Below are 20,434 nucleotides of genomic sequence, written 5' to 3' on the forward strand. Positions count from 1 at the left end.
CCGATGTGCGCCGACTACTCAACTGCCAGGTAGGCGCCGACGAAGCAGAGGCTCGGTGTTAAGGTCGCCTAGTTCTGACACGGGGTGCTCCGCATGGGCGGGGCTGAGAACACACCCGGGAACCTGATCAGGTAATGCTGACGAAGGGATGTCATGGCTACTACGCAGCCTGCATACAATTCTGCCGAAAACTCGGTGGCCACAGCGCCGTCGACGGATCGGTTCACCGATCGGCTCTGGGCCGAGACGAAAGTCCTCCGCGAGTCGATCGACTCACTGGAGTTCCTCAAACGCCTCGGCGACGGAACCTTGCCTCTCGACGCGTTCCGCACGTACATCGAGCAGGACAAGCTTTATCTCGAGGGGTATTCGAAAGCGTTGTCCCTGGTCGCGGCCCACGCCCCGGATCCGCAGTCGGCGGGCTTCTGGTCGAATTCCGCGTCCACGGCAGCGACAGTGGAATCTGCGCTTCACGACGGACTTCTCACCGGTGGAATTCTTCCAGCGGGATCGGGAAGGCTCGAGCATTCGCAGGCCTGCCTGGGATACGTCTCGTATCTGACGGCGACTGCGGCAACTGCGCCTTACCCGGTCTCCGCAGCGGCAGCACTCCCCTGCTTCTGGATCTACGCCGAGGTCGGCCGCGATCTTGCCGCTTCAGCGCGCGAGGTACTCGACGCCGATCCGTCGCATCCGTACGCGCAGTGGGTCACGACGTACGACGCACCCGAATTCCACGAGTCGGTGGCGCAGGCCCGCGTACTGGTCGATGCTGCGGCCGAAGCAGCCACCGAGACAGAGCGTGAGGCGATGAGTGAAGCATTCCGCATCGCCAGTCGCTATGAGTTGATGTTCTGGGATTCCGCACTCCACCAGCAGCCTTGGCCGGCGTCGTGATGTCGTTTGCGGCGCTGCGCCGCACACTTGCCACGTCTGCCGCGATCGCAGCCGCATTCACAGTTCTGACCGGATGCGCCGCTGACACCGGCTCTTCCGACGGGACCATTCGGTTCGCACTCGACTGGACCCCGAACACGAACCACACCGGTTTGTACGTTGCACTCCAAGAGGGCTACTTCGAGGACGCCGGTCTGGACGTCTCGATCCTGCCGTACAACAACACCTCGCCCGACACCCTGGTCGACGCCGGCAACGCGGAGTTCGGCATCAGCACACAGAGTCAGGCCACGTTCGCCCGAGCGGCCGGCGCCGCCACGACGTCCGTCATCGCGCCACTTCAGCACCGCGCCACCGGCATCGGCGTGAAGGCGGATCGTGCGGACATCACGCGCCCACGTGATCTCGACGGGAAGACGTACGCCGGGTTCGGCGATCCCGGCGAAGTCGAGACACTGCAGCAGATCATCCGCAACGACGGCGGGACCGGGAACTTCACGACGGTCACGCTCGGTACGTCCGCGTACGAAGCCGTGTACTCGGGCCAGGCCGATTTCACGGTCTCCTACTTTGCGTGGGAAGGCCTCGAAGCGGAGCGAAACGGAACTCCGATGCGGTACTTCCAGTACACCGATTACGGCTTCCCCGATGCGTATTCGATCGTGATCAACGGCAACCAGCAGTGGTTGAAGGACCATCCCGACGAGGCACGCAAGTTCGTCAAGGCCGTTCAACGCGGATATCAGACTGCTGCCGACAACCCGGACCAGGCCGCGCAGGATCTCATCGACGCGAACCCCGGAGCTTTCACCGACGAAGACCTCGTCCGTGACAGTCAGCGGATGCTTGCCGCCGACTACATGAAAGACGCCAACGGCGTCGTCGGTACGCAGAATCTCGAAACCTGGTCGGGTTATTCGGGATTCCTCTTCGAGAACGGATTGCTCGCCGGACCGGACGGGAAGCCGTTGACCCAGAAGCCGGACTGGTCGGAGTACTTCACCAATGAGTATCTCGACGCGTCCTGACGTGAGCGGACGGCTGGTCTCGGCCATGCGACGGGCGCTTCCCGCGCTCGCCGTGGTGGTGCTCCTCGTGGCGGCGTGGCAGATCTACGTCGAGATCAGTGGGATTCGGCCGCAAGTACTTCCGTCTCCGGGGCGCGTTCTGTCCCAGGGGTGGGACAACCGCGAGATCATCTCCGGCCACGCCTGGTCGACATTGCAGGTCACGTTGGTCGGCTTCACTGTTTCACTGGTGTTGGCCTGGATTCTTGCTGTGGTCGTGGACTTTTCGCCGTGGTTGTCACGCGCGCTGGTACCACTTTTTGTCGTCTCGCAGACGCTGCCGATCATCGCCATCGCGCCGCTGATGATCATCTGGTTCGGCTTCGGGTTGTTGCCGAAGGTGTTGGTGATCGCGCTTGCGACGTTCTTCCCCATGACCATCGGACTCATCGAGGGATTTGCCGCGGCCGACCGTGAAGCGGGCGCTCTGCTGCGCAGTATGGGCAGCACTCGCTGGCAGGAGTTCCGATACGTCCGCCTTCCTTCGGCGATTCCGCGATTCTTCACCGCCCTGCGTATCGGTATCACCTACGCGGTCGTGGGCGCGGTGTTCTCCGAATACGTCGGCGCTACTTCCGGTTTGGGCATTTACATGAGCACCCAGAAGAACTCCTTCCGCACCGACCTGGTGTTGGCGGCCGTACTGGTGACCGCGTTGATCAGCGTCACTCTGTACTTGCTGACGTTCGCCATCGAGCGCATCGTTGCACCATGGGCGATGAACGAAAGGTCGCGGACATGACTGACCCGATGGTCGAGGATGCAATGGTCGAAATTCAGGACCTGACCAAGAGGTTCGACACGGCCGGAGATTCGCGTCTCGTGCTCGATTCGGTGTCCTTCCGCGCCGACGCGGGCGAATTCGTGTCGGTGATCGGGCCGAGCGGCTGCGGCAAGAGCACGATCTTCAACGTCCTGGCCGGGCTCGAATCCCCGACCTCGGGTTCGGTCCGTGTGGGCACGCGCGCAACTGAATCCGAAGCAGCCGCCGAGGTGCACACCGCATACATGCCGCAGAAGGATCTTCTGTTCCCTTGGCGCTCGGTACTGGACAACACGGCCCTCGGTTTGGAAGTGCAGGGAGTCGGCAAGAAGGAAGCACGCGAGCGCGCTCGTGAGTTGTTCCCCGCGTTCGGCCTGTCCGGATTCGAGGACGCCCGGCCGTCACAGCTGTCGGGCGGTATGCGCCAGCGAGCGGCGATGCTGCGCACCGTTGTTCAGGGCAAACCTGTCCTGCTGCTCGACGAGCCGTTCGGCGCACTGGACTCGTTGACCCGCACCGAGATGCAGGCTTGGCTGCAAGACGTGTGGCAGCAGTACCGGTGGACCGTGCTGATGATCACCCACGATATTCGTGAAGCGATCTATCTGTCCGACCGCGTGGTCGTTCTGTCTGCGCGTCCGGCAACGGTCAGGTGCGTAGTCGACGTTCCCTTGCCGAGACCACGCGAGCTGGACATGATCACCACGCCCGAGTTCGCCGACGTCGAGCGTGAACTGCTTGCCGTTCTCCACGACGAGACGCGCAAGTCGCTACGCCCCTAGCGGTTACTGAAAATGCAGTAGTTACTGATAATGCAGTAGTTACTGATAATGCGCTGAGAGAGTTTCGAGTTCACCTGGAGTTCAGGAGAATGCGCACCGAAACCTGACGAGGTCACGTACCATGATCCGGCACTTTCACCCAAAACGCCTTAATATCAGCAAGATCCGAACGCTCGACACGCAGTCCGTCAACGCTGCACAATTCTCCGTACTCTTCGGTAACGTACACTCGGTCGCCTACGAGACCAACGGCCAGAAGGTAACTGGACGGTAAAGCGGAATCGTGGAGGCACAGTCATCGCAACAGATTTGGAAAGGGACAGCGTGAGCACACTGCAGTCAGGTCAGAGCCTCGGAGTCGGCCAGGAACTCAAGTCCGACAACGGCGCATACACCCTCACCTTGCAGGACGACGGCAACCTGGTTCTGTCCGAGGGCGGACAGGCTGTTTGGGCCGCAGGCACCAACGGATCCGGCGCCAACCGCGCCGAGGTGCAGGCTGACGGAAACTTCGTCATCTACAAGGACTCCGACGCCGTGTGGGCATCGCAGACCGCAGGCAACGACGGTGCCTCCCTCTCGGTTCAGGACGATCGCAACGTCGTTCTGTCCGCCGGTGGAAATGCTCTGTGGTCTTCGGACACTGCAATCGAGGCTCCGGCCGCCGAGGCTGCCCCGGAGCCCGCTCCGGCACCGGAGCCCGAGCCTGCACCCGCCGCTCCGGCAGCGCAGAGCTACACCGTCGAAAGCGGCGACACCCTGTGGGCAATCGCCGAGCGTTTCTACGGTGACGGCAACCAGTACCAGCGCATCGCGGATGCAAACGGCATCCCGAACCCGGATCTCATCAACGCCGGTCAGGTACTGACGATCCCCGCCTGATTCACTGCTTGACCTGGCCCTGGGTGCCGACGTCCGCGTCGACGCCCGGGGCCTTTTGTGTTCTACGCCACACAGATTCGCGTCCCGCCCAGCAGGCCCTGATACTCCATTGCGGCATCTTTTCGCCTACAGTACTTCCGTACTGCTCCCGAAGGACAGGTGTGCATGAAAGACAGAACAGTCATGATCGGCGCTGTCGCAGTGGCCGCTCTCTCTCTGACATCAGGCCTCGTTTTCGGCGGAGCAGCCGGCGCATTCGGTTCCGGCGGCCCTGTGGTGAAGCCTCCCGCTCTGGTCTCGTCGGTTTCCGTGGAGTCCGTCGCCGGGATCGAACCGGCCGCGTTCTACAGCTCGGTTGCAGTTCCCACGGTTGTCATCCCGCCGACGCCGACCTGGCGAATCGCCGACGAGACGACTGCTCCTCGTAATCAGCCGCTGGTGGTGACCGCGACAAGCACGAGCTCCGCTACGTCCACTACGACTGCAACGAGTACGACAACACCGGTCTCGTCCACGACCACCGCGTCGGCTACCGCGACCTCGTCACCGACCGCGACAGCCACGACCACCAAGACCAGCACCACCCCAGTTGTCACGACCGGGTCCACGCCGCCCGTCATCGAGGTCTCGCCCGTTCTCGCCGGATAGTCCTCGCTCTTTCGCCTGCATACCGCCTGGCGTGACGGCGGTTACAGGCACACTTCAGTCGCCGCTCTCAAATACCCGATCTACCTGCGACAACCTTCCTAGTCGTCACGGTTCGTGGCCCGCTGCAATCCGGTCGACCGGAAAAGGACAGCAGCATTGTCGGGAGCTCGCGATACCGTATAGGTCTGAGCTTTTGCGGAAGGAGGTGGCTGATGAGCGCAATGGGCTTCGATCTCGATGTCAGTGTCGACCGGGCATGGGCAGAATTTCAACGTCGCCTCGGCGATCACATTTCCATCATGGTCGACGGCGACGTGCTTGCCGTGGAATCGTCCACCGGCGACTTCGATCCAGCTGACGGCGCAGCGCCATGCGTTCAGTTCCTCGTGTGGGACGAGAACACAGTCCGCTGCGAGGTTCCTTCCAACGACTTCCTTCATCCGCGCTATCGACTCGAAGATGCCGACGAACAAAAGTTGATCGCACTCGGCTGGAATCCGCCTTCCGAGAATCTCGACGATCCGAACAACTCCCCCGCCTTCTGCGTCGACAAGGCGCAGAACTGGGCCGATCAGCTCGCAGCGATGACTGTCGCTGCGTTCCGTGATGTGTTCGGTGTGCAGCACCCGGCTTTTCTATCCAGCGATCTCACCGGCAACGAGCAGACTCCGGATTTCGATCCGTCGGTTGTCGAGTCGACAGAACTTCCGACACTCGACCCCACCGCGGCCTACATGCCCAACGACGTCGACCACCTCAAGGAGTTGGTCACTCTCGCTTTGCTTCCCATGCTCGGCACGCTTCCCGAGCGGGACAGCGACGGCGACATACCAATTCGGGTCGGTTCGACGGTCATGTTCGTCGGTCCGCTTTCCGAGTCCATGGACGTGCAGTTGTTCTCCCCGCTCGTTCAGGACATCAGCAACCGCACTCGTGCAGCCGAGGTCATCGCCGATCTCAACCGCAAGTGGTCGCGCATCAAGTTCGTCTTGATCGACGACCGTCTGTCGGTGTTCCTCGAGGTGGCGGGCTCACCATTCGTTCCCAAACAACTCACCGATACATGCGCAGCCTTGACGTCGTTCCTGCGTACCGTGGACGACGAGTTCGCCGCACGCGTCGGCGGAGACCTCTTCTTCGCGAACAAGAGCGGTGACTCCTCCTCGCTGCAGCCCGATCTGACGGCCGAGGACCTGCCTCCCGAACTCGAGACCCTGCTGCATCTCGATCTGGACGTGGCCGAGGATCTCGACGCGGTAGCCGATGTCTGCGGGCGCGATCGCGATCTGATTCTTCAGCTCCTCCACATCAGTAACGAATGGCAGATTCAGCTCCGCAGTCAGGCGGTGGACGCCCACAGTCGCGGGGACGCCGAAGAGGCTGCAGGATACGAGGATCAGGTCGGCGGGTGGGAACTCATGGTCGACCGTCTGCGCGGGGCTTTGCGACTGGTGGTCCTGCCCAATTCTCGAACCGAGACGCCGGCAAAGCCGCAACCTGAGCAGATGGGCCTGTTTGCCGATCCCTTGCAACAGAGTCTCTTCGACGATCCGTCCTGACACGACGGATCGCCTTCCCTCTATTCGAAGTGGGATTTGAAGATCTGTCCGTGGACGCCCACGGTTCGATCGACTACCTGCGAGACCGTGAAATCCGCTGCGGCAGAAAGATAGGCGTAGGCCGTCGCTCGATCCATTCCGCGATCATGCTCGAGGAAGTCGAGCGCGTTGACCACCGCGCGCCGCATGGCGCCGTTGAGGTCAATGTTCTGCCCATCGACCGAACCGTTGGGGTCGGACAGGCCGATCGGAATCCAGGCCTCCTCGGTCTCGGCGAACGGGTATCCGAATGCCACCAATGGGGCGTCACCGGAGTTCTTCTTGCACACGCTCAGTCGGAACGTGCCGCGCAGCGATCCTTCCATCGCCGTCAGCGCCGCCTCACCGTCGCCCATGGCCATGTGTGGGTCACCGACGTAGAAGAGGGCGCCTTCAGCGAATACCGGCAAATAGAAGGTTGATCCGACACCGAGATGCCTGATGTCGATGTTTCCGCCGCCCAGGGTCGGAGGAATGGAGTTCGACGACGGGGACGTCGGGTCGGCATCCGAGGAATAGGCAACTCCCATCATTCCCATGAAGGGCCGCAGGGGAAACCGCACCTTCGACTGTCCGAAAGGCATCACGCCCTTGCCGTCTTCGATCGCCGTGAAAGTGGAAACACCGCCGTACTTCAGCGGGTCCTTTGTTGCGCGCCCGTCTGTGGCGACCGGCGGCATGACTTCGTCCAGAGTGATTCCCGCTGGAGCGGTTCCGTCTGCTGTGACGGCGAGAGCGCCCTTGCCGTGTCTGCTCGACACAACGCCGTACGGCACGCGGGGAATGGCTTCGAGAGTCTCGATCTTGAGTACGTCTCCAGGCTGGGCGCCTTCGATGAAGACCGGGCCGGTGACGACGTGCGGTCCGTCCTTGTCGAAGTTTCGTTCGGTTCGGTTGTATTCGGCCGCAACGGCAATCGCATCTTCGAGCACGTCCTTCTCGGAAACGCCTTTGCTACCGAAGTATTCGAGAGGATTGCGCCCTTGATCCTCGAGAATTCCCTCGTGCGAGAGGGCGTCGATCGTGACGGTCTGACCCGACTTCATCCGCATCACCTCGCGGGTGTGGATGTTGGGCACACAACCCCACATGACGTCCGACGGATCCGAACTCAGATAGTGATCGCCACTGACGTTTCCGCTGCCCGGTTGCAGAATCGGCACACCATCGGCGAACGGCAGCGCAGAGGAGGATGATCCAGCCGGCGATGCGTTCGAGTGCGCGCATCCCGAAGCCACACCCGCAACGCCTACTCCCGCACCGAGAGCCGCGACTGCCCTCATGAATCCGCGTCGGCCAAGACCTTTCGCCAGATCTTCGGCTGCGTTGCGGGCAAGAGTGTTTTCCATCGAGATTCCTCCGGAGTGCGTGACGATGTGCGACTGCGAAGAAAGCTAGACCCGATTTGTTACTCGTTCATTACCATTTCATGGCAGGGAAATACCGTTGACTGAGAATGAATTCAGCGACGGCGAAGCCGCCAGAGCGAGGTCGTCTCTCGTGCCCGGGCAGCGTGAAGCGCATCGGTTCGGTCACTGACCTTTGCGTGCGTCGGCTTGACGTCCATGCGATCGACAACAGTGAGCCCACCGGCCGCAATCAGGTCGTGTAGTTCGGATCGCGTTCGGAGACCGAGGTGTTCGGCAATGTCCGAGAGGATCAGCCACGCTTCTCCCCCGTCGTCCAGATGCGCTGCGACACCAGTCAGGAAGCCCTTCAGCATCGCTCCAGCGGGGTCGTAGACGGCGTATTCGATGGGCGAGGTGGCCTTGGCCGGAATCCAGGGAGGATTGCAGACCACGAACGGAGCGGTGCCTTCGGGAAAGAGGTCTGCTTCCACCACGTTCACCTGATCGCCGTAGCCAAGCCGCGACAGGTTGGTGCGCGCGCATTGCAATGCCCGGGGGTCCTGGTCGGTGGCCGTCACTGTCTGAACTCCACGCCGCGCCAGGACGGCAGCAAGAACGCCGGTACCTGTTCCGATATCGAAAGCAGATTCCGTCGACGGTAGCGGAGCAGACGCGACAAGATCGACATACTCCCCGCGGACGGGTGAGAACACTCCGAAGGCGGGATGCACTCGTGCGTCGAGAGCCTCGATGAAAACACCTTTGCGGTGCCACTCGTGAGCGCCGATCGCGCCGAGGATGTCACGCAACGAGCGGACCGAAGGTTCACCGGTAATCCCGAAGGCTTCGGTCAACGCTACTTGCGCGTCCGGGGCTCGCCGGAGTGGAATCGACAGATCTGCATCCAAGGGAATGAGCAGCATGCCGAGGATCTGCGCGCGGCGTCCTTGGGTCTGCCGGTGGAGATGGAAGGCTTTGGCTGGGTCGTCGGACGCTCGGCGCGGCTTGCGGTCGATGCGCGACGCGACGGCCTTGGTCAGTTGGCGAGCGTTCTGAAAATCTCCGCGCCACAACAACGCCGTGCCTTCGCAAGCCAAGCGATAGGCGTCGTCGGCCTTCATCGTGTCGTCGGCGACGACAATGCGCTTAGGCACCGGGGCGTTGCTCGTCGAACCCCAACGGGCCGATTGCTCGGCGTCGTTCTCGGTCCACACTGCGAATTGTTCAGTCATGTAAGCCCTTCCGGCGTCCGACGCATAGCGGCCGGTCTACCGGCTGATGTGGTCCAGATCTGCAAAATCTGCTCGTCTGGTGTCCACACTAGTCGGGACCGGCCGCGCTACATGACTGCGAGAGGGATGTCAGCCCTTGGCGACGCGAGCTGCCTCGGCGATCCGAGCCTCGGCGACCGCGTCAGCAGCCTCGCCGGCGAGGATTCCGTCGTTCTTCGACTTCGCGAAGATCTCGGTGACCGTGTCGAAGATCTTCTCGACCTTGAGCTTGACCTCTTCGGCCGAGTTGCCCTTCAGCTCGCCGGCAACCTGGATGAGGCCGCCGCCGTTGGCGACGTAGTCGGGGGTCCAGGTGATGCCGCGGTCGCGGAGGATGTTCTCGACCTCGGGCACGGTGAGCTGGTTGTTGGCAGCGCCGCAGACAACCTCGGCCTTGATCGAGCGTGCGGTCGTGTCGGTGAGGGTTGCGCCCATCGCACACGGTGCGTAGACGTCGAGATCGGCGTCGATGATGCTGTCGACGATGCTCACCTGCGGGAAGTCAGCCTTGACGCGGTCGAGTGCTCCGGCGTTGACGTCGGTCGCCAACACGGTTGCGCCGTCTGCGAGGAGAAGCTTGATGAGTTCGTAGCCGACCTTGCCTGTGCCCTCGACACCAACAGTCTTGCCTGCGAGCGACGGAGTGCCCCAATGCGACTGTGCCGCGGCGCGCATCGACTGGAATACGCCGAGGGCCGTCATCGGAGCGCTGTCGCCGGAACCGCCGACTGTAGCGTTGCGGCCGACGACGAAGTCGGTGTTACGACCGATGATGTCAAGATCGTTGGAGTTGGTTCCGACATCACCAGCGGTGATGTAGCGGCCGCCGAGGGTCTGGACGAATTTTGCGTAGGCGCCGAGCAATTCGTCGGTCTTGGCCGTTGCGGGGTCGCCGATGATGACTGCCTTGCCGCCGCCGAGGTCCACGCCGGCAACCGCAGCCTTGTAGGTCATTCCGCGCGAGAGACGCAAAACGTCTGTGACTGCGGCGGATTCGTCGGAGTACGGGTAGAAGCGCGTTCCGCCGAGCGCGGGGCCGAGCGTCGTGGAGTGGATGGCGACGATGGCCTTGAGGCCGGTCGCGGGATCCTGGAAGAAGCTCACCTGCTCGTGGGGGTAATCGCGCAGGTAGTCGGCGCGATCGAACACGCCCGCAGTGTCGTCATGGGAAACAACAGAGTTCACGGGCTCGGCGGTGAGAGTCATTGTGGGATAGACCTTTCCGAAGGATAAACGGGGTGCAGTCGAAACATTGGGACGAAATGGCCGTTGGGTACTATTGGGGACAAATAACCCAAAGAGAATCCCGCTGAGCAATTCGTGGAACCAATGCTCTGCCTGAGCTACGATTTGGTCAATGCAAATCTCTTGAACTAGTCAATTCGATCATCCAGTGACCCATATCACTGAGGAGAGGTTCACAAAGTGCTCAGCATCGACAAGCTCGACGTCCAGTTGCTCGGACTGCTCAGCAAGGACTCGAGGATGAGTGTGGCCGAGTTGGCCAACTCGTTGGGCGTCGCCCGCAACACCGTCCAGTCGCGAATGAAGCGCATGGAATCCAACGGACTTCTCACCGGGTTTCGGCCGAATCTCAATCTCCCCGAGGTCGGTATCCCAATTCAGGCATTTGTCGGTCTGGAACTCGAGCAGGGCAAGATCAGCGCAGTCGCTCGGAGTCTGACCGAGTTGCCCGAGGTGATCGAAATTCACGCCACAACCGGTCGCGAGGATTTGCTCGTTCGCGTCGCCACCTCGACGCACGCGGCGCTGCAGAAGTTGGCCGAGCAGATCGTGTCACTTCCAGGCGTCACGCATTCGACCACGACCATCGCTCTGACCAATCCCCTTCCGTATCGAATTCAGCCTCTCCTCGAGCACCTCACCAATGACGCCGGATGGGGTCGCTCGACCGCCTTCCCCCGTCAGCAGGACTAGGACGGGTGGTCGCGTCGATGCTTCCAAGTGCGCTAGTTTCATGGTTATGAGTGAGATCCAGGGACAGCGCATCGCGTTCATTCAGGCGACGTGGCATCGCAACATCGTCGACCGTGCACGCGACGGATTCACCGACGCGATCGTCGAGCTCGGCTACCCCAAGGACACGGTTGATTTCTTCGAGGTACCGGGAGCTTTCGAAATCCCGCTGCATGCTCGACGCTTGGCCAAGACCGGCCGCTACCAGGCGATCGTCGCCGCAGGTCTGGTCGTCGACGGCGGAATCTATCGGCATGACTTCGTGGCGACGGCTGTCATCGACGGTCTGATGCGCGTGCAGCTCGACACCGACGTTCCGGTTTTCTCGGTGGTCTTGACGCCGCATCACTTCCACGAGCACGCCGAGCACGTCGACTACTTCAGCACGCATTTCGTGAAGAAGGGCGCCGAGGCTGCGCGCGCGGTCGACGCCACCGTCAAGTCGTTGAAGGCCCTGCCCACCAACTAGTCGTTACCCAAGTCTCGCTGAGTCGAATGCCATCGGCTCAGCGAGATTTTTTGTGTCTATCGAGGGGTCTCGACGCTTGCCAGTGCGGAGGCATTCGAGTCGTCGACTTCGCCGTAGCGGTCGACGCATTGCTGGAAGAAGTCCCGCATCTCGGTGACCACTTGGATGTGGCTGGTCAATGACTTCTCCAACGAATCTTCACCATCCTTAGCTTTCTTGGAGAACTTCTCGGCCAGGTTGATTCCAGATTGGAGCGTTCCCATTCCAGAAACATTCGCAATCACGAACAGATTTCTGCGCATCTGATCGAGTTCGCCAAGAAACCCTTCGCATGCCGCAACCACATCACGTGCGATGTCTGGCTCAACTTCCAGTCGCGAGTCGTCAGACCCATTGCTTCGATCAGACCCACTCACCGAGACCTCATTTCGGTAGCGTCGGTTCAAGATTGACCGACAGACGCTGCACAACAACACAACTGGACTCTTGCCGAGCCTCAGACAGCTTTCGTTCTACGTTGAACCAGATTGAGCCGTGTTCGACCGAGAAAGCAAGGTAGCAACCATTGTTGTCCTCGTCGTCGACGCGCTGATACTCGATACCACGCCGCCCACCGACAGTGAGTTCCTCGAACCCTCGGAAATCAGGATTCCGTCGAACATCGTCGACGGTGTACGACGATGAATACACGGTCAAGAAATACCAGGACCCGCTCCACCCACAGATCTTCCATCCTGGCTGCTCCACGCCCGCCGCACCAGCTTCCTCGGTAGCCGGATCAAGCCCCACTTCCTCCAGAACCGAGTCCGGAATGTCCTTGCACGGATCGAACAAACCCTTTTGGCCGGATGCAGGCTCAGCCGCCCCCTCCACGACTGAGCTGCATCCTGCCGCAGCCCACACCACCACCCCAGCCATGAGCAGTCGCCCAACCCCCACCGACCCCCGCATGGCACCCCCTGTTGATGTGGACCCACTGTATTGGATGCACCGGAGGCTCGATCGGTTCCCGCAATCCTGAAATTCCCAGGTCACGATTCCTGGTTCACTCAGAGCGCATCTCCAGCGATTGACGCTCAGCTCAGCAGTCGCATACTGGAGAGGTTGACTACGACTTCGGGAAGGCACCGAGTGAGCGCACCGAAAGCCCCGGCCAAACCAGCGATCCTCAGCGTCGACGACGATCCTGGTGTTTCGCGTGCCGTCGTTCGAGACCTCCGCAAACGGTACGGAGAGAAGTACCGAATCATTCGTGCGGAGTCCGGCGACCAGGCTCTCGAGACCTTGCGTGAAATGAAACTTCGCGGCGATGCAGTCGCTGTCATCGTCGCCGATTACCGCATGCCTGGTTTGAGTGGAATCGAGTTCCTCGAACAGGCAATGGACCTGTATCCCGTAGCTCGGCGCGTTCTACTGACCGCCTACGCCGATACTGATGCTGCGATCGACGCCATCAACGTCGTCGATCTCGACCACTACCTCCTCAAGCCTTGGGATCCGCCGGAGGAGAAACTGTACCCCGTCATCGATGCGCTGCTCGATGCCTGGGCAAGCTCGAGTCATCACCCCGCCGAGGAAACAAAGGTGATCGGCCATCGTTGGTCCGAGCGATCCTCCGACGTTCGAGAGTTCTTGGCACGCAACCAACTTGCCTATCGCTGGTACATGTCGGACGAGCCGGAAGGCCAACGACTGCTCTCGGCTGCCGGTACCGACGAACTGCGGCTTCCCGTCGTCATCGCATCCAATGGGGATGTCCTCGTCGAGCCCACTGACGCCGAACTCGCCGACAAACTCGGGTTGAATACCACCCTCTCCGAAGACTTTTACGATCTCGTTGTCATCGGCGGCGGCCCTGCGGGTCTGGGCGCTGCTCTGTACGGCGCTTCGGAGGGACTTCGGACGGTTCTCATCGAACGGCGGGCGACCGGCGGTCAGGCCGGCCAGAGTTCACGAATCGAGAACTACCTCGGCTTCCCCGACGGAGTGTCCGGCGCACAGTTGGCCGATCGGGCGAGGCGCCAGGCAACCAAGTTCGGCGCCGAGGTCATCACCGCGCGAGACGTCACCGGTTTGGAAATCAACGGCTCGGCCCGCACAGTGCGTTTCGACGACGGTTCGTCGGTCGACGCCCATTCGGTCATCTTGGCGACCGGTGTTTCCTATCGCCAGCTTTCGGCGCCGGGACTCGATACATACACCGGCCGAGGGGTCTACTACGGATCGGCCGTCACCGAAGCCGCTCGGTGCAGCGAGCAGGATGTGTACATAGTCGGCGGCGCCAATTCGGCAGGGCAAGCTGCGGTCTATCTCTCCCGCGGAGCTAGGTCCGTCACCATTCTCATTCGCGGCAACTCGCTCGAAGCCTCGATGTCCTACTACCTGATTCAGCAGATCGAAAAGAATCCGAAGATCACCGTGCGCACGTGCACGGAGGTAGTCGGCGCTGAGGGTGACGATCACCTCGAACGAATTACACTGCGTAACAGAGCCACCGGAGAAGAAGACACTGTCGATGCTCAGTGGTTGTTCATCTTCATCGGTGCCGCTCCCCTGACCGACTGGCTCGGAGACGTGGTGGTCCGCGACGGAAATGGCTTCGTTCTTGCCGGCCCGGACCTTCCGTCCGAAGGCGTCACACCGGACGGGTGGCCGCTCGACCGCGCACCACATCATCTCGAAACCAGTGTCCCCGGAGTGTTTGTCGCCGGGGACGTACACGCCGAATCGGCCAAGCGCGTCGCGTCGGCCGTCGGAGAGGGCGCGATGGCCGTGATGTTCGTCCACCGCTATCTCGCTCAACAATAGGGAGATTCGATGTCCATTCCTGAATGCAGCCCAGACTTGCTCCGCACCCTGTTCCTGTTCGAGAAGCTCACCGACGATCAGCTCGAATCACTCTGCCAGGCAGGCCATATCACCGAGATCGATCGAGGTCAGGTCTACCTCGAAGGTGAGCCTGCCACCTGCTTCTACGTCCTTATCGAGGGCGAGGTGGTGCTGTCCAAGCTGTCGGGCGGCGAAGACATCGAGATCAACAGGACCACCCAGCGCGGCGTCTACTCGGGAGGCTGGACGGCGTATCTCGGCGATCGTGTACCGCAGGTCTACGCGGGGTCGATGCGAGTGACGACTCCTTCGACGTTTTTCGTCCTGGACGCCGACAAGTTCGGCAACGCGATGCGCGAGTGGTTCCCGATGGCCGTCCATCTACTCGAAGGTGTCTTCTTCGGCAAGAAGAACACCCAACAGATCATCGACCAACGAGAACGACTGCTGGCACTCGGATCACTGTCGGCCGGGTTGACTCACGAGCTCAATAACCCTGCAGCCGCGGCGGTTCGAGCGACAGCCTCTTTGCGCGAGCGTGTCGCAGGCATGCGTCACAAACTGGGAATGGTCGCATCGGGCACCTACGACCGCGATGCCCTCGTCACTCTCATGCGACTTCAAGAGGAAGTTGCAGAGGTTGTCGCCAAGGCGCCGACGCTCACTCCCCTCGAAGCCTCCGATCGGGAGGATTCGTTGGGTGAATGGTTCGAGGATCATTCGATTCGAGAAGGTTGGGACCTGGCTCCGACCTTCGTGCAGGCTGGACTCGACACCGCTTGGCTCGAGAACGTTGCTGCAGCCGTTGACGAGTCCGTACTCGAAGGCGCAATTCGCTGGCTGAATTACACCATCGAATCCGAACTCCTGATGAACGAGATCGCCGACTCCACAACGAGGATCTCGACGCTCGTCGGTGCGGCCAAACAGTATTCACAGATGGATCGCGCTCCCTTCCAGACCATCGATGTCCACGAATTGCTCGACAGCACGTTGATCATGTTGGGGCAAAAGATCGGAAGCGGAATCGAAGTCGTCAAGGAGTACGACCTTGCGTTGCCTCCGATCGACGCCTACGCCGCCGAACTCAATCAGGTGTGGACCAACCTGATCGACAATGCGGTGTCTGCCATGGACGGATCGGGAACACTCACCGTTCGGACAAGCCGCGATGGCGACCGCGTGTGCATCGAGATCTGCGACACCGGCGCCGGGATTCCCGATGACGTCATCGACAGGATCTTCGAACCCTTCTTCACGACTAAGCCTGTTGGTGAGGGAACCGGTCTCGGCCTTGATATTTCGTGGCGAATTGTGGTCGGCAAGCATCGTGGTGAGCTTCGGGTCACGTCGGAGCCCGGTAACACCCGGTTCAGAGTTTTGCTGCCCATCGCGGGCCCACCGCGGGATACGCGCGACGACTAGCCACCTTGCACGGCCGGTAGGCAAAGCGCACGATGAAATGACCGACTTCAGTCAGCGAGAGGGTGGACCATGACCGACGGACTTCCAGCGGGGATCGATCCGAGTGTGCCGCCCAGTGGCGCGGGATGCGTTGAATGCGATGCGAGCGGCGGTTGGTGGGTGCACCTGCGTCGATGCGCGCAATGCGGTCACGTGGGGTGTTGCGACTCCTCACCGTCACAGCACGCGAGCAAGCATGCGGCCTCGACAAAGCATCCGTTCATGCAGAGCTACGAACCCGGTGAGGATTGGTTCTGGAGCTTCGAAACCAACGAGGCGTACGACGGACCTGAATTGGCGGCGCCCACTTCACATCCCGTAGATCAGCCGACGCCGGGACCTAAGGGTCGTGTCCCAGCCGATTGGCAGCAACACATCCACTGACTCAGTTCGGTTGGTCGATCGACCTCAAAGTCGAGACGTTCGACGACTCCTGATCCAATGCGTTGTCGATGCAGGCTTGAAACTGAGCCTGCATTGCCTCCACGACCGCGATATGACTCGCCAACACATCGACGAGCGCATCCGGGCCGCCAACCGCCTTTTCCTCGAACTTAGCCTGTAGCGCCTGTGCGGATCCTAGGGTTCCAAACCCTGTCAATTGACCGAGTAGTGCGGCGGAGTTCAGTGCTGCCTCGAACTGCGCGCGGAGTTCAGCGCAAGCCGCGATCAGCTCGCCGGCGACTTTGGCATCGAGATACAAATTCGACATGTGACTCCTGTGTTCGAGGGTGTAGCTGCAATCAGGACCGCTGTCACGGGAGCAATGGAATCACTGTCTCGGCAATTCGTTCCACCAGCGTGCACGGCGTCTCGGCGCGCGCCGCACCGACCTTGGCGCCGACGCGGATCATCGCAGTGGATTGAGAGGTCGCGAACGCGACGTTGCAAGCAGAATCTGTTTTGTCATTGCGTTCCTGGTATATCAGGACTTCGCGCCCGGCGATTTGGGCTCGATGAAGGTCGCGCATGACTAGATTCTGTTCGACCTCTACGAGCGAATGATCGGTCGATGTCAGAGACAAGAAGTACCACTCACCGTTCCACGAGCAAATGTTGAAACCATCGATATGCGTGTCAACGATGTCAACCTCTTTTGTTGCCGGGTCGACTCCGAGTTTCTCCAATTCCTGATTGCCGAGAACCTCACACGGATCAAACATCCCAATCACATCGACAGGGAAAGCCTCGCCCTCGACCGTCGACGAACACCCCCCAACCAACAACGCGGCCGCGACCAAGACCGCTGCACCCCTCACTCCCACAGCACTCCCCCTCATTCGCGGCCCGCTCACAGTATTGGACGCTCGCCAGCACCGATCGGTTCCACCCCATTGCATTCCGTTGCAACCCTTCACCCACGCCGATAATCGGCCTAGCGTCGATCTACCAGGGGATTCACAACGAAGTGAGGTGCGGATCAATGAAGGCAGCACGGTTCCACGGGCAGAAAGACATCCGGATCGAAGAGATCCCTGAGCCCGAATTGCGGCCAGGAACAGTCAAGCTGAAGGTCGCATGGTGCGGAATCTGCGGCACCGATCTCCACGAGTACCTCGAGGGACCGATCTTCATCTCCGCACCGGGCCACCCGCATCCACTCTCACACGAGAATGCGCCGGTCACGATGGGCCACGAGTTCTCCGGCACCGTCGAAGAGGTCGGCGAAGGTGTCACGGACGTCGAGGTCGGTGAAAATGTTGTCGTCGAGCCGTACTTCGTCTGCAACGAGTGCGCCCCGTGCAAGGCGGGCAACTACCACCTGTGTACGAAGATGGGGTTCATCGGCTTGGCCGGCGGCGGTGGCGGACTCAGCGAGAAGGTCGTCGTCGACCGTCGCTGGATCCACAAGATCGGCAACATCCCGCTCGACGAGGCAGCTCTCATCGAACCGTTGAGCGTCGCCCATCACGCCGTCGTACGCAGTGGAGCCGAAAGCGGCAACGTCGCCATCGTGGGCGGAGCCGGACCGATCGGACTCCTCGTTGCGGCAGTCCTCAAGGGTCTGGGTGTCACGACGATCGTCACCGAACTCAGCGAGGCCCGCAAAGCCAAGGCCCTCTCCAGTGGAGTCGCCGACTACGTCATCGATCCCACCACCGAAGACGTCAAAGCGCGCGTCCTCGAACTCAGCGGAGGCATCGGCGCAGACATCGGTTTCGAGTGCGCAGGCGTCAACGCAGTACTCGACACCATGCTCGACACGGTCAGGCCTGCTGGAGTTGTTGTCAACGTGTCGATTTGGGGCAAGCCCGCGACCATTGACATGCAGAAGCTGGTCCTCAAGGAAATCGACCTACGCGGAACCATCGCGTACGTACGCGACCATGAAGCGGTCATCAAGATGGTCCAGGACGGTGTCGTCGATCTGGCGCCATTCATCACCGGTCGTATTCAGCTCGAAGAATTGATCTCCGAAGGATTCACCACTCTGATCGAGCACAACGACACTGCAGTCAAGATTCTCGTCAGGTCGTAACCGGACGGGGCACCTCCGGGCCCACCGCAGTCAGGGACCCAGGTGCCCGCCCTTTGCCCCATCCGATCTTCTCTCGGTAGCGGCCGATGTGATCGCCCTCGATCACATCGGCCGTTTCCAACGGCGTGGATTGCGGATGCACATACAGCGCATCCGTCGGGCAATATGCCTCACACATGAAGCAGGTCTGGCAATCCGATTGGCGCGCAATCACCGGGACGCCCGACGGCGTCCGATCGAAAACATCTGTAGGACAAACGTCTACGCACTTGTCGCAGCCGATGCAGTCAGGCGCAGAAACCAGCTCGATCATGACGCCACCAGTGCAAACCCGACAGATTCAGAAGTCCGGGTCCACACCGAATCCAAACCGCCGGTGAGGACGTGATGGTGCTGCGTCACATCGAGTTCGGGATAATCGTCCCGCTTGCTCATTCCCCGAGTCTCGGTCCGCGCCAACGTCGAGTGGTACATCCAGCGACCGACGGCCGTGATCGCGGCAGCCTGCCGCGCCGCCATCCGACCTGCTGGATCCGCGCCCAGATCCGCACTCACTGCACCCCACAGCGATTCGAGCTCACCGAGCGCTGCGGATACTCGATCACCGCTGCGGAGGTAGTTCTTGTCGAAGGGAATCAGCTGCGCCTGAGCAGCTTTCACCACATCGTCGGCAGCAAACCCGGTTCGTACCGGATTACGCAATCCGACGGTTCCGGCTCCGCGAAGACCACTGGTAGACCCACGTCCGACCGACAGCGCATAGCGCGCAGCACCGGTTCCCGCCCACGAACCAGAAGACATCGCCCACGCGGCGTTGTGACTTCCCCCGCCGGTAAACCCTCCGCAGATTCGCTCTCGGGTCGCGGCGTCCCCGGCGGCAAACAGTCCTGGAACGGATGACGCGCAATCGTCATCGACGACGTTGATTCCCCCAGTGCCGCGCACCGTGCCTTCAGCGAGCATGCCGACCTCGAATTTGTCGGTGAAGGGATCGATTCCGCGGCGATCGAATTGCAGGAAGAAGTTGGGTTGCCCCAGCCTCATTCGACGCTGTACATCAGCGTCGGCCCGATCGATCTGCGCGAAGACCGGCTCGTTCTGCAACGTGCTGGCGATGACGGACCTCCCCTTCGCCGAACCGGCCCCTTCGAGCACGCTTCCGTCTGCGTGAAAGAACGTCGCGTACGCGTAGTAAGCCGTCTTGGTGATCGTCGATCCGGCCGCCGCGATCCCGTACGCGTTCGAGAACTCCATCCCGGAGAACTCGGCTCCGACTTCCGCTGCCATCAATGCACCGTCACCGGTATCGACGTTGGTACCCAGCGCACCGGACAGAAACGCACAACCTCCGCTGGCGACCACTACCGCGCCTGCCGAGACGCGGTAGTCCTGATGTTCGTGACGCTGGTAGCCCGCAGCTCCGCGAACTCGGCCCTCACCGTCCACCAACAACTCCAGTGCCGGCGAATGGTCGAGGATCCGCACCCCGGCTCGACGAATCCAGGTGCGCATCCGTCGCATGTACTCAGGTCCCTGCAAGCCGGTACGGATCTGCTTGCCCGTGCTGGAGTCGACGGGGAACGGATATCTGCCCTCCACCGCGAGGAGATCCATGTTGGAGTAGGTCTGCTCGAGGACGCGGTCCATCCAATGGTGGTCGGCAAGATATCCGCCGAGCGCCTCACGACCGGCCTTCGCCCGCTCACGGGCAGTCGTATCCGGTTCGACGTACCAAACACCCGTTCCGGAGGGGGCCGTTGCGCCGCTCGTTCCGCAGTAGCCCTTGTCGACCAGGACGACGTCTGCACCGGCCTTGGCCGCGCGCAACGCTGCCCATGCGCCGGCGGGGCCACCACCGATCACCAATACATCGGTGGAGAGTTCGAGGACGTCCGTCACTGGCCAGCTCCTGTCAGAGGTCTACGCAACACTTCTGTTGCCGCAATATTCCTCGAACGA

At 61.3% G+C, this 20,434-nt stretch carries 22 protein-coding genes and 1 riboswitch; of the genes, 13 read left to right on the forward strand and 9 right to left on the reverse strand.

The features are described from left to right. Window positions 1-70: 70 nt before the first annotated feature. A riboswitch (TPP riboswitch) is annotated at window positions 71-166 on the forward strand. From FEZ59_RS25370 to FEZ59_RS25400, 7 genes are all read left to right on the forward strand, one after another. Beyond that, window positions 154-897, forward strand: coding sequence for a TenA family protein (locus tag FEZ59_RS25370; protein ID WP_141489188.1), 744 nt, complete (start codon window positions 154-156; stop codon window positions 895-897). (Overlaps the previous riboswitch by 13 nt.) Next, window positions 897-1,925: an ABC transporter substrate-binding protein gene (locus FEZ59_RS25375; RefSeq protein ID WP_141489187.1), complete on the forward strand. Its 1,029-nt coding sequence runs from the start codon at window positions 897-899 to the stop codon at window positions 1,923-1,925. The genes FEZ59_RS25370 and FEZ59_RS25375 overlap by 1 nt, the downstream gene beginning before the upstream one ends. Next, on the forward strand, window positions 1,903-2,706 hold the full coding sequence (locus tag FEZ59_RS25380; protein ID WP_041815060.1) for an ABC transporter permease: 804 nt from the start codon (window positions 1,903-1,905) through the stop codon (window positions 2,704-2,706). Before FEZ59_RS25375 ends, FEZ59_RS25380 begins: the two co-directional genes overlap by 23 nt. 8 nt (window positions 2,707-2,714) lie before the next feature. Further along, window positions 2,715-3,509: an ABC transporter ATP-binding protein gene (locus FEZ59_RS25385; protein WP_141489208.1), complete on the forward strand. Its 795-nt coding sequence runs from the start codon at window positions 2,715-2,717 to the stop codon at window positions 3,507-3,509. Between the two features lie 324 nt (window positions 3,510-3,833). Beyond that, window positions 3,834-4,391, forward strand: a complete 558-nt coding sequence (locus FEZ59_RS25390) for a LysM peptidoglycan-binding domain-containing protein (protein WP_020908363.1) — start codon at window positions 3,834-3,836, stop codon at window positions 4,389-4,391. 165 nt (window positions 4,392-4,556) lie between these two features. Further along, entirely contained in the window at window positions 4,557-5,039 is a 483-nt protein-coding gene (locus FEZ59_RS25395) for a hypothetical protein (protein WP_141489186.1), read from the forward strand. 212 nt (window positions 5,040-5,251) lie between these two features. Beyond that, window positions 5,252-6,598, forward strand: a complete 1,347-nt coding sequence (locus tag FEZ59_RS25400; protein ID WP_070385708.1) for a hypothetical protein — start codon at window positions 5,252-5,254, stop codon at window positions 6,596-6,598. 20 nt (window positions 6,599-6,618) lie between these two features. On the opposite strand, the gene FEZ59_RS25405 is transcribed toward FEZ59_RS25400, so the two are convergent. The 3 genes from FEZ59_RS25405 to FEZ59_RS25415 form a co-directional block, all read right to left on the reverse strand. Further along, window positions 6,619-7,986, reverse strand: coding sequence for an acetamidase/formamidase family protein (locus tag FEZ59_RS25405; protein ID WP_172933389.1), 1,368 nt, complete (start codon window positions 7,984-7,986; stop codon window positions 6,619-6,621). A gap of 113 nt (window positions 7,987-8,099) precedes the next feature. Next, window positions 8,100-9,218, reverse strand: a complete 1,119-nt coding sequence (locus FEZ59_RS25410) for a class I SAM-dependent methyltransferase (protein ID WP_172933390.1) — start codon at window positions 9,216-9,218, stop codon at window positions 8,100-8,102. Between the two features lie 129 nt (window positions 9,219-9,347). Further along, window positions 9,348-10,463, reverse strand: a complete 1,116-nt coding sequence (locus tag FEZ59_RS25415; protein WP_172933391.1) for a Glu/Leu/Phe/Val dehydrogenase — start codon at window positions 10,461-10,463, stop codon at window positions 9,348-9,350. A 219-nt stretch (window positions 10,464-10,682) separates the two neighbouring features. On the opposite strand from FEZ59_RS25415, the gene FEZ59_RS25420 reads away from it, so the two are divergent. Next, entirely contained in the window at window positions 10,683-11,195 is a 513-nt protein-coding gene (locus FEZ59_RS25420; RefSeq protein WP_003941343.1) for an Lrp/AsnC family transcriptional regulator, read from the forward strand. 46 nt (window positions 11,196-11,241) lie between these two features. Continuing rightward, window positions 11,242-11,703, forward strand: coding sequence for a 6,7-dimethyl-8-ribityllumazine synthase (locus FEZ59_RS25425; RefSeq protein ID WP_007726074.1), 462 nt, complete (start codon window positions 11,242-11,244; stop codon window positions 11,701-11,703). Between the two features lie 56 nt (window positions 11,704-11,759). On the opposite strand, the gene FEZ59_RS25430 is transcribed toward FEZ59_RS25425, so the two are convergent. Both FEZ59_RS25430 and FEZ59_RS25435 read right to left on the reverse strand, forming a co-directional pair. Beyond that, window positions 11,760-11,966, reverse strand: coding sequence for a hypothetical protein (locus FEZ59_RS25430; RefSeq protein WP_240952927.1), 207 nt, complete (start codon window positions 11,964-11,966; stop codon window positions 11,760-11,762). Between the two features lie 160 nt (window positions 11,967-12,126). Further along, window positions 12,127-12,654, reverse strand: coding sequence for a DUF3558 domain-containing protein (locus FEZ59_RS25435; protein ID WP_283383829.1), 528 nt, complete (start codon window positions 12,652-12,654; stop codon window positions 12,127-12,129). A 180-nt stretch (window positions 12,655-12,834) separates the two neighbouring features. Here FEZ59_RS25435 and FEZ59_RS25440 point away from each other — a divergent pair, with 180 nt between their 5' ends. The 3 genes from FEZ59_RS25440 (at window position 12,835) to FEZ59_RS25450 (ending at window position 16,380) form a co-directional block, all read left to right on the forward strand. After that, the gene (locus FEZ59_RS25440; protein ID WP_141489183.1) at window positions 12,835-14,511 is read left to right on the forward strand and encodes an FAD-dependent oxidoreductase; all 1,677 of its coding nucleotides are present in this window, start codon (window positions 12,835-12,837) and stop codon (window positions 14,509-14,511) included. 9 nt (window positions 14,512-14,520) lie between these two features. Next, window positions 14,521-15,957 carry an ATP-binding protein gene (locus tag FEZ59_RS25445; protein WP_003941311.1) on the forward strand — a complete coding sequence of 479 codons (1,437 nt, stop codon included), beginning with the start codon at window positions 14,521-14,523 and terminating at the stop codon, window positions 15,955-15,957. Window positions 15,958-16,026: 69 nt separating this feature from the next. Beyond that, window positions 16,027-16,380, forward strand: coding sequence for a UBP-type zinc finger domain-containing protein (locus FEZ59_RS25450; RefSeq protein WP_003941317.1), 354 nt, complete (start codon window positions 16,027-16,029; stop codon window positions 16,378-16,380). A 1-nt stretch (window position 16,381) separates the two neighbouring features. Here the strand turns inward: FEZ59_RS25450 and FEZ59_RS25455 are convergent, their stop codons facing one another. Together FEZ59_RS25455 and FEZ59_RS25460 are read right to left on the reverse strand one after the other, a co-directional pair. Next, window positions 16,382-16,708 (reverse strand): hypothetical protein, encoded by a 327-nt coding sequence (locus FEZ59_RS25455; protein ID WP_141489182.1) that lies wholly within the window; start codon window positions 16,706-16,708, stop codon window positions 16,382-16,384. 43 nt (window positions 16,709-16,751) lie between these two features. Next, on the reverse strand, window positions 16,752-17,255 hold the full coding sequence (locus FEZ59_RS25460; protein ID WP_258537557.1) for a DUF3558 domain-containing protein: 504 nt from the start codon (window positions 17,253-17,255) through the stop codon (window positions 16,752-16,754). Between the two features lie 164 nt (window positions 17,256-17,419). Here FEZ59_RS25460 and FEZ59_RS25465 point away from each other — a divergent pair, with 164 nt between their 5' ends. After that, window positions 17,420-18,475, forward strand: coding sequence for a 2,3-butanediol dehydrogenase (locus tag FEZ59_RS25465; protein WP_003941279.1), 1,056 nt, complete (start codon window positions 17,420-17,422; stop codon window positions 18,473-18,475). On the opposite strand, the gene FEZ59_RS25470 is transcribed toward FEZ59_RS25465, so the two are convergent. Together FEZ59_RS25470 and FEZ59_RS25475 are read right to left on the reverse strand one after the other, a co-directional pair. Then, window positions 18,465-18,788, reverse strand: coding sequence for a ferredoxin family protein (locus tag FEZ59_RS25470; protein WP_080712758.1), 324 nt, complete (start codon window positions 18,786-18,788; stop codon window positions 18,465-18,467). The two genes, FEZ59_RS25465 and FEZ59_RS25470, sit on opposite strands and share 11 nt — an antisense overlap. Continuing rightward, entirely contained in the window at window positions 18,785-20,374 is a 1,590-nt protein-coding gene (locus FEZ59_RS25475; protein ID WP_172933392.1) for an FAD-binding protein, read from the reverse strand. Before FEZ59_RS25475 ends, FEZ59_RS25470 begins: the two co-directional genes overlap by 4 nt. Window positions 20,375-20,434 lie beyond the last annotated feature (60 nt).

The organism is Rhodococcus sp. MS13 (genome assembly GCF_013277835.1).
GTDB classification, from domain to species: domain Bacteria; phylum Actinomycetota; class Actinomycetes; order Mycobacteriales; family Mycobacteriaceae; genus Rhodococcus_F; species Rhodococcus_F erythropolis.